Source organism: Agromyces ramosus, assembly GCF_004216665.1.
Classification (GTDB): Bacteria; Actinomycetota; Actinomycetes; order Actinomycetales; family Microbacteriaceae; genus Agromyces; species Agromyces ramosus.
Genome location: NZ_SGWY01000003.1, coordinates 536,041 through 544,542, shown reverse-complemented (window position 1 = coordinate 544,542; position 8,502 = coordinate 536,041). Strand labels below are relative to the sequence as shown.

8 protein-coding genes are annotated in these 8,502 nt (G+C 61.7%); 6 read left to right on the top strand and 2 right to left on the bottom strand.

Features of this window, described 5'->3' with window-relative positions:
• The first annotated feature begins 600 nt into the window (after nt 1-600).
• From queC to EV187_RS14480, 5 genes are read left to right on the top strand one after another with little or no spacing between them, the layout of a single operon-like run.
• Complete coding sequence (gene queC / locus EV187_RS14500) at nt 601-1,296, top strand: 7-cyano-7-deazaguanine synthase QueC (protein WP_130353752.1); 696 nt, start codon at nt 601-603, stop codon at nt 1,294-1,296.
• Complete coding sequence (gene queE / locus EV187_RS14495; RefSeq protein WP_130353751.1) at nt 1,296-1,931, top strand: 7-carboxy-7-deazaguanine synthase; 636 nt, start codon at nt 1,296-1,298, stop codon at nt 1,929-1,931. Before queC ends, queE begins: the two co-directional genes overlap by 1 nt.
• Complete coding sequence (gene queD / locus EV187_RS14490) at nt 1,928-2,311, top strand: 6-carboxytetrahydropterin synthase QueD (protein WP_130353750.1); 384 nt, start codon at nt 1,928-1,930, stop codon at nt 2,309-2,311. The genes queE and queD overlap by 4 nt, the downstream gene beginning before the upstream one ends.
• Complete coding sequence (gene folE2, locus EV187_RS14485) at nt 2,308-3,147, top strand: GTP cyclohydrolase FolE2 (RefSeq protein WP_207221850.1); 840 nt, start codon at nt 2,308-2,310, stop codon at nt 3,145-3,147. Before queD ends, folE2 begins: the two co-directional genes overlap by 4 nt.
• Complete coding sequence (locus tag EV187_RS14480; protein ID WP_207221849.1) at nt 3,128-3,718, top strand: VUT family protein; 591 nt, start codon at nt 3,128-3,130, stop codon at nt 3,716-3,718. Before folE2 ends, EV187_RS14480 begins: the two co-directional genes overlap by 20 nt.
• Before the next feature lie 58 nt (nt 3,719-3,776).
• Here EV187_RS14480 and EV187_RS14475 read toward each other — a convergent pair whose 3' ends face one another.
• On the bottom strand, nt 3,777-5,855 hold the full coding sequence (locus tag EV187_RS14475; RefSeq protein ID WP_165391211.1) for an ATP-binding protein: 2,079 nt from the start codon (nt 5,853-5,855) through the stop codon (nt 3,777-3,779).
• 492 nt (nt 5,856-6,347) lie between these two features.
• Nucleotides 6,348-6,671: a hypothetical protein gene (locus EV187_RS14470; RefSeq protein WP_130353748.1), complete on the bottom strand. Its 324-nt coding sequence runs from the start codon at nt 6,669-6,671 to the stop codon at nt 6,348-6,350.
• Between the two features lie 256 nt (nt 6,672-6,927).
• Between EV187_RS14470 and EV187_RS14465 the strand changes: the two genes are divergently transcribed.
• Entirely contained in the window at nt 6,928-8,496 is a 1,569-nt protein-coding gene (locus EV187_RS14465) for a hypothetical protein (protein WP_130353747.1), read from the top strand.
• The last annotated feature ends 6 nt before the right edge of the window (nt 8,497-8,502 follow it).

Below are 8,502 nucleotides of genomic sequence, written 5' to 3'. Positions count from 1 at the left end.
TGACGAGTACCGGGCTGGCGACGGCGGTCTTCGCGACGAGCGGCGCCAACACGTCGGCATAGCGACGAGACAAGACGAAGAGCGTTGGAATGCCGTCGGGAAGATGCCCCCCGGATCCGTTCCATCTATTCAAGTGGTCCCACCACGCTCGTTGCTGTATTGCGGAACCTGGCACGGAGTCCGGCGAATTCGGAGTGAATGTTGCGCCGTAGGCTGGTCCTGGGGTTGAAACCGGGCGCAACCCCAGTCCAGCCGACGCAACGTATGTCGTTGGCTCGAATCCGATGGCGCGTGAGGCGTCCTCGAGGCGCGGAAGTTGAGCCCAGGCGTCGCCTTGGTAGAGGTTCCTCAGGAGGGTGACCGTATCAGCGGACTCGATCCGCTGGGTCCACACGGGCGCTTTGGAAACTGAGTTAGGCAGCGAGCGGAGCATCCGCTGCTCGGGAACTACAAGTGACTTACGGTCGGTGCAGGTCACGACGATCGTGAGTTTCTCCAACAGTAACACCACCTAACTGCGCGTGATTCGATGCTACTGTACGCGACAGTTTCGATCTATCATTGCGGTGCGTGCAAACGTCAGAAAGAGCGGAGGCTCACGTGTCCAAGCGCAAGGCAATTGTTCTCCTCAGTGGAGGCCTCGATTCAACCACCGTTCTCGCACTGGCTAAGAACCAGGGTTACGAGCCGTATGCGCTGAGCTTCCGTTACGGCCAGCGTCACGTCGTGGAACTTGAAGCAGCGAAGCGTGTGGCGAAGGCTCAGGGTGTTGCACAGCACGTCGTCTGTGACATCGACCTGAGGACTTTTGGTGGTTCGGCACTCACGTCGGAGACAGAGGTTCCCAAGCACGAAAATGCTGGAGACCTCTCCGCGGAGGAAATTCCAGTCACCTACGTCCCCGCTCGGAACACCATCTTCCTCTCTTTCGCTCTTGCGTTCGCCGAAGTGGTCGGAGCAACTGATGTGTTCATCGGTGTCAACGCGCTCGACTACTCGGGCTACCCCGACTGCCGGCCCGAGTACATCGAAGCGTACGAGACGATGGCGAACCTTGCCACGCGCGCCGGCGTCGAGGGTGCACGACTGAAGATCCACACTCCGCTGATCTCAATGACGAAGGCCGACATCGTCCAGACCGGCACAGAGCTCGGAGTCGACTACTCGCTGACGCTGTCATGCTATGACCCCGATGACGAGGGCCGTTCGTGCGGACACTGCGACTCGTGTCTGCTGCGGATCCGTGGATTTCAGGAGGCTGGGTTCGCCGACCCCGTTTCCTATCAAGCTGCCTGATGTCGTACAAGGTCAAGGAGATCTTCTACACCCTCCAGGGGGAGGGAACGCACGCCGGTCGTCCAGCAGTCTTCTGCCGGTTCAGCCTCTGCAACCTCTGGACCGGGCGTGAGCGCGACCGCCCTCGCGCTATCTGCCAGTTCTGCGACACGGACTTTGTCGGAACGGATGGTCCGGGTGGAGGCAAGTTCGCCACGGCCGATGAGCTTGCTGACGCGGTTGAAGCCGCGTGGCCGGTCGGTTGGGCATCCAATCGGATGGTCGTCTGCACAGGCGGCGAGCCGCTGCTTCAACTTGACGAGCCAGCCATCGAGGCGCTCCACCGACGGGGTTTCTACGTAGCCGTTGAGACGAACGGCACGCGGATCCCTCCGGCGGGTGTCGACTGGCTTTGCGTTAGTCCGAAAATCGGGGCCGATCTCGTGGTTACGCGTGGGGACGAACTCAAGTTCGTCTATCCACAAAAGGGCGTGGATCCGTCGAGCTTCGAGCATCTCGACTTCGGAACTTATCGAGTTCAGCCCATGGACGGCCCCGACATCAGCGTAAACACCGCGCTCGCAGTCGAATACTGCCTGAACCACCCGACGTGGCAGCTCAGCCTCCAGACACACAAATACTTGGGAATCGCATGACCTTCTACGCCGAACTTTCCCGCGAGTTCTCGTTCGAGTCCGCCCACTTTCTCCCGAATGTCCCCGCCGGGCACAAGTGCGGTCGCATGCACGGGCACTCCTACACGGTCGAGGTCCATGTGCGCGGCGCCGTTGATGACGAGAGCGGCTTCGTCCAGGACTTCGGTGACCTCTCAACTGCGTTTGCACCGATCTCTGCACAGCTCGATCATCGCCTCTTGAACGACATCGAAGGCCTCGAGAATCCGACCAGCGAGCACCTCGCGCGTTGGATGTGGGACAGGCTCAGCGTCGCACTCCCACTCCTCCACGCGATCGTTGTGAGCGAAACCCCGCGTTCACGGTGTACGTATCGCGGTGAATCGAACGGAGGCCAATGATGCTCCCCGAGTTGGCCCATGCGCTGCCCGACATCCAGGACGAAGTTGACCGACGCGGGATTGAACTGGATGCGGTAGGAGTCGCGGGTGTACGCACTCCCATCCGCATCATTGATGGCGAAGTGGATGCCGCCGGCGTGGGCTCTGCGGACTTCGTCGTCCCCTTAGCGCCAGACCGGCGCGGTACACACATGAGTCGCATGGTCGAGACGCTCGCCGTCCAGCTGCGTGAGTTCGATCCTCGGCGCGCCCACGCGTTGATCGCGACCGCAGCCGATCGCCTCGACGCAACGGAAGCTCGTATCTCGTTCGATCTTGCAGTTTCGTTCGAGGTTCGAGCGCCTGTCTCGGATGTGGCGGCCTGGCAGGCCGCCGATGTCCGATTCTCCATTGAAGGCTCGGCAGAGTCAGCGACGATGACGACGACCTTGACAACGCACGTCACGAGTCTTTGCCCTTGCAGCAAAGCGATTAGTGAGTACGGCGCACACAATCAGCGAAGTGCCGTGACGCTGTCGGTAACGGGCGACGCCGATGACCTGTATCCGCTCACTCTGAGCGAGATGTTCTCGCTCGCGCGTCAAGTTGGCTCGTGCCCCATTTACCCCGTGATCAAACGCCCGGACGAGCGTTGGATCACGATGGAGGCGTACGACCGCCCCGCCTTCGTTGAGGATATGGTTCGAGATCTCTCCTCAACATGCCGCGCCCGCGGTCTTCGGCACTCGATCCACGTTCGCAACTTCGAGAGCATTCACAGCCATGATGCAGTCGCATCACTGTCATGGTCGCCAGGACCAACTAGCAGGAGCAGTTTTGAACGCCAAGGTCTATGACCGTCGCAATGTGTTCCGTGGAGCGATCGCGCTCGCCGTCTACATTGGAGCCATCGTTGCCGCGAATATCCTCTCCGCGAACTTTGGTCTGGTTCCGGTGGGGTTCGGGCTTGTAGTCTCGGCGGGAACGTATGCGGCCGGATTCGCGCTCCTATCGCGCGACTTCGTCCACACCTACCTCGGCGTCCGCGGTGTGCTCCTCGGAATGGCAGTCGGTTTGGCGCTTTCGTGGTTCCTCGCGACGCCCGCGCTCGCGTTGGCCTCTGCGGTTGCCTTCCTCGTCGCTGAAGTCGCAGACATGCTCGTGTTCCTTTGGGCTCGCCCGCGCGGTTTCGTTCGGGCTGCGCTCATCTCGAACTGCGTCTCCGCGCCGGTAGACACGGTGCTCTTCCTTTGGATCGCGGGATTCCCGCTGACGTTCGAGAGCATCGTGGGCCAGATGGTCGGCAAGATCCTATGGGCGACGATCGTGCCGCTCGCAATCTATGTTGGCGTTCGGGCCCTGCGTAGAGCACGAAACGAGCGTATGGCGAATCGAGAGCCGACTCCGACTGGCGGCTTGATCGAGTAAGGGTTCACTTCACTTCGCCTCCAGCCCGAAACGAATGCCCCTGCCAAAGCGTCCCTCGCTACTCGCCTTCGACCGGCTCGACGGGCGTCAGTGGTGACCCACCAACTTGGGCGGCGATTGTGGCACGGAGTGACCGAAGGCAGATGACCTGCACTGCATGGTCGTTGTTGGTTGCGCTGCGGAGAATGTGTGTGACCCCGTAGTACTTTCGCTCCTCGTAGTTATCTGAAGTGACCTCGAGGATGTCGTAGTTGTCGGTCGCGCTGTCGACCGACTCGCAGACCAGCAGGTCCACTTGACCGAAGTACTTCTTGCCAGGTTGGCCCGGGTCCCGATCAAAATCGTCCGTCAGCCCGTCCGATGTGATCTTGAACTCCATCCATTGGCCCCGGTACTTCATGGGTTGGCCGTCCGCGAAGGCGACGCCGAGTGGCCGGTCCAACTCATCGAAGGCATGGGCCTTGTCGATCAACGTGTAGTCAAAGTAGCCGTCCAACATTCCACGGGCGAGGAGTCCGTAGACATGGAATCCTGGCAAAGAGTCAATCGCGACCAGTCGCAGGAACTCCGCCACGACCTCCGTTTCGGTCGCGGGCGCGCGCCGGAGGTCTGGCTCGCCGGACACGAGCAGCACTCCTCTCTTGGTTAAGCGCACCGCGTCTTCCTTGAGAGATTCAAGTGCGTCGGCGGCGTTCTTCGCCGAATGGGTGGACTGCGCTGTTCCGCGGTAGAGGTTGGACTTCTTTCCGGAAGCGAAGGCGATTAACTCCTTACAGAGATCTAGGACGAAGGCATGTGCGTCAGACGCCAGATTCTTCCGGCCGTAGTCTGGCTTATAGTCGCCAGCGAGGTTCACGCAGACAAACGTGCGGCTCTTGTGCTCTGCACCAGAACGGTGGAGAAACGCCTTGCGGCGACCGGTGGGGAAATCTTTGACCGCAACGAGGAACCCGCCATTGACTTGGATGAGTGTCTCTGAGAGCGAACTGTCGCCGGCATCCTCGGGAAGCGAAAGATGCTGTTGAGTGACTTCTTCGTACCAGTCATTCTTGAAGGCGTACGCGACGTAGCCGGTCACATCGAAGCGATCGATGACCTCTGCGTGCTTCGGGTTCCCAACTACCTTGGGCACGTAGCGCTTGAGCCATGCCTTATCGAAGTGGTCGTACATCAATTCGCTATTCGCGGTCGGAGAGGTCAGCATCGAGGCCTTTCGCGATCCGCTGCGCTTGGCGAGCTCGTGTGGATATAGGAACCCAGGGGTGAGCGCATCGTCGTCGGCGTCGAGCGTGATCGAGACGACGAGACTCTTCTGCCATTCTTCGAGACGGTCGCGGTCGTCATCGGGGACCATGAACCCCAGCCCGGTACGAGTGCGGAGTAAGTACTCGAGGCGCGAGAAGGCCACTTTGTAGTCTTCCCCCAACAGGTCCGTAAGCCGGTCGTCGATGAACTTAACCGAGGCTCTGGTGCCTTGAGTGAGAGTGTCCTTCTCATCCAGAGGCCCAAGAGAAAAGCTTGAAACGGGGAACTCTCCCAATTTATCGTCGAACACGCGCCCGTCCTCGAGGAGTTTGACCGTCTCTTCGAACCAGTCGCGCCCGTCGCTGAGCGTGTAGGACCAGCCTTGTTCTCCTCCGGAACGACTCGAAAGGCTGAACTCAGCACCGCCGAATTGCAAGAACGTCAGCGCGGCTCCCTTCTCGCCGCGCGAGGTGCTCTGGCCGAGGCGCCTCTTGAGCGAGTAATTGGGACGCACTGCCGCTTGGTGATCCTGCCACGCGATCCCAGTGCCATTGTCCTCGACCGAGAGGGTTCGGTTACTCCTGTCGACACTCACCTGAACCCTTGGGACATAGTCCTTCTCTCCGCGGGTCGAGCGTTCGGCAACTGCGTCGAGTGCGTTCTGCAGCAATTCCGCGAACGCGTCGTAAGGATCGTCATAGCTACTGACGATGTTCGAGATTGTGTTGGCAAGTTCGTAGAGCCGGTCCTCCGGACTCGTCTCCGTGGACGGGGTGAGCAGGCTAACCAGGTCGGCATCGTTCCGCATGTCACCAAAGATAGACGAGCTTGCGAGCGGCTCCCGGGCGATCGACGCGGTTGACCCCACCTCGCGACCCGACGAATCCCGCATGCGGGGCATGCTGCATCTGCCGGTTTTCGTGAGAGATGTGCACCCCTCATTGTGTCCCAGTAGTGCTGTGTGTCTGACCCCTTCTCAGGCCCCGCACCCGCGGCCTCCTACCGGCTTGAGAGCGGTGCGGGCGATTCCACGCCTGCTGCGATGCATGCTTGGAATCGCCTATTGCGCCTCGTTCCCGTGGGTGGGTGGGGCCAATCGAGCGCGGCCCCTTTGGGTCGGCAGTTGAGCGCGACCTTGCCGCAGCGTCCCACTTGACGGTGCCTCGGGTGGTCTCTGGCGCTATTTGCATGGGAGCGCAATTGCGCCTGGTTCGCGGAAGATGCTGATGGTGGTGCATTCTCTTGCGGCGGATTTTGCAGCATCCGCGCTAGCGGGTGTAAGGCACCTCTGCTGCCGTAGCGAGTGGATGTCGGTGGCGCGCACTAGCGTCGGAATCTTCGGCTACGGCTGGAGTCAGCAAGGAGCACCGACATGGGCTCGGACTCACCCCTCACCGCACGCCTGGACGCGCAGCTTCGCGCCGACGGCATACCGGTCGATCACATCGACCGCCTGCAGTTCTTCGCCGACGTACAGGCACTCGAGCTGCGCCTCGCGATCATCGACGACCGGTTCGATCGGCTCGCAGCCCGCCCCGACGACGCCTACCAGGCGTGGCGGCGCGACACCGTGATCCGCTTGCGCTCCATCGCCGACCGGGCCGGCGCGCTCGATGCGGGTGGCGCGCTGGAGCCGCACCGACGCCGGCACGTGGTGGCGTTGCTCACCGTGCTGCGACGGCGGATCGTGCAGCTGGATGAGCGGCATGCCCGGCACCGCGATCGGCGGGCGCGGCGCCGGGATGGTCCCGCTCGCCAAGGGCGGGTCGGTCTGCTCCTATGATCATCGTGAAGCCGTCGCAGAATGCCGATGCCCGCGCGGGTTGCGATAGGCGCGCAGGATCTCGTCGTCAATCAGGTATGAGAAGACTGACTAGGCGACGGTCAGTTCGCACGCGAGACCATCGCAAACCGCATGAGTCTCCTTCCCGTAGATTGCTCGAGCCGAGCGAGGAAGAGTATTCGTGTCATTGTCAGAATCAGGACCCAGCGAAGCAGCAGTCGCACCGATCGATGAGCCGATGGTCAGCTTGGTTGAGATCGAGCTGGGGGTGGCCGTGCTCTTCGCAGACCACGCACCCGACGACCTCAAATTGATCCCCTTCGAGATGCTGAGCGCTCAGACCACCCAGCGCTTAGCCGACAAGCTGGCAATGGCGTCGGGCCTCGGCAATTTGGCGGCGCAAGGCATACAGAATGCGATGGACGTGCAAGGGCTGGTGCGTTTGGCGCCCGAGACCTTGGAGGCGCTCAATACGGCGCAACCGATGACCTCGGGTGGCTGGAACCTCGGTTCGCTCGTCACGAGCGACGGGAAGATCGCCCACTCGGTGCGCTGGGCACCGGCGACAGGCGCGCAGAGCGTAGGAATCCTCGCTGCAATCGGACCGGCCGCCGCCCTCCTCGCGATTCAGGTGCAGTTGGCATCGATCTCACGTCGTCTGGACGAGAACATCGAACTCACTCGCGATGTACTCCGTGCTCTGCACGAGGACCAGTGGGCGACGCTGCTCGGCCTTCACGAGACGACGATGCGCGCTGTGCGTGAAGCCGAAGCGGCGGGCGCCGTGAACGACCACGTCTTCGCCTCAATCGCGACCAAGGACGCAGACCTTCGCAAGCAGCGGCATCTCTTCATGTCGTTGGTGCGCGGCCACATCAAGGCGCTCGATACTGACAGCGCGACACGACGAGCCCACATACAGAAGAACATCGAACAGATCCTCGCCGACTCGCACGGCATGCTCATGGCGGAGTGGTCCTGGTACCGAGCGCAGGTCTTGCGTGCCGGACACATCAGCCGCGATGAGGCGAGTGCCGTCGAGAATGAACGACTTCTGGCTGAAGTGGTTGCCGAGACTGAGCGAGAGCACACACGAGCCATGACGGACGTGGCCGACCTTCTCGCTGGTCTTGAACGTCAGTGTCGTCTGATCGCTGAGTTGCCGGGCGAGCGCAGTCTGCCGTTCACCACCAAACGTCGGAGCATCCGGGACGCCGTTGCCATGGCTGCGGCGTTGGCCGAACGGGTTGCAGAGCTTCGCAATGTCGCGTACACGAGACCTGTTCCCCTTGACCCGCCTCTCGCGGTGTTCAGCGAGGCTGTGCCCGAGGAGGTCCTGCGGATCCTTCGCTGGGCCATGCGCGACGAGGAACCGCTACTGGCCATCGCCGACGTCAATATCGACCGCCTCGTCGGCGAGAACGCCTACCTCGGAGTGACGCCGGAACGCTTCTTCATCTCGGCACAGAACGCAGTGCGCAAACAGGGCGCTATCGAGCGCGAGTTCCCGCTCTCGGACGTACGCTACGTGCGGTTCCGCGAGCGAGACAAGCGAGGGCCCGTCTTGGACATCATCACCATGGAGGAGAACATCAGGCTCACCTTCGACGACTGGGCGGGAAACGGCCAAGGGTTGGAGGACGCTTCCCGGCTCGGCAACCTTCTTGCCGCAGCAATGGACCTCCCCGAAAGCGAGCGGCGTACCGACCCGCTGCTGAGTGGCGGTTCCCTTCTCCCAATCTCCAGTTAGGGCTGA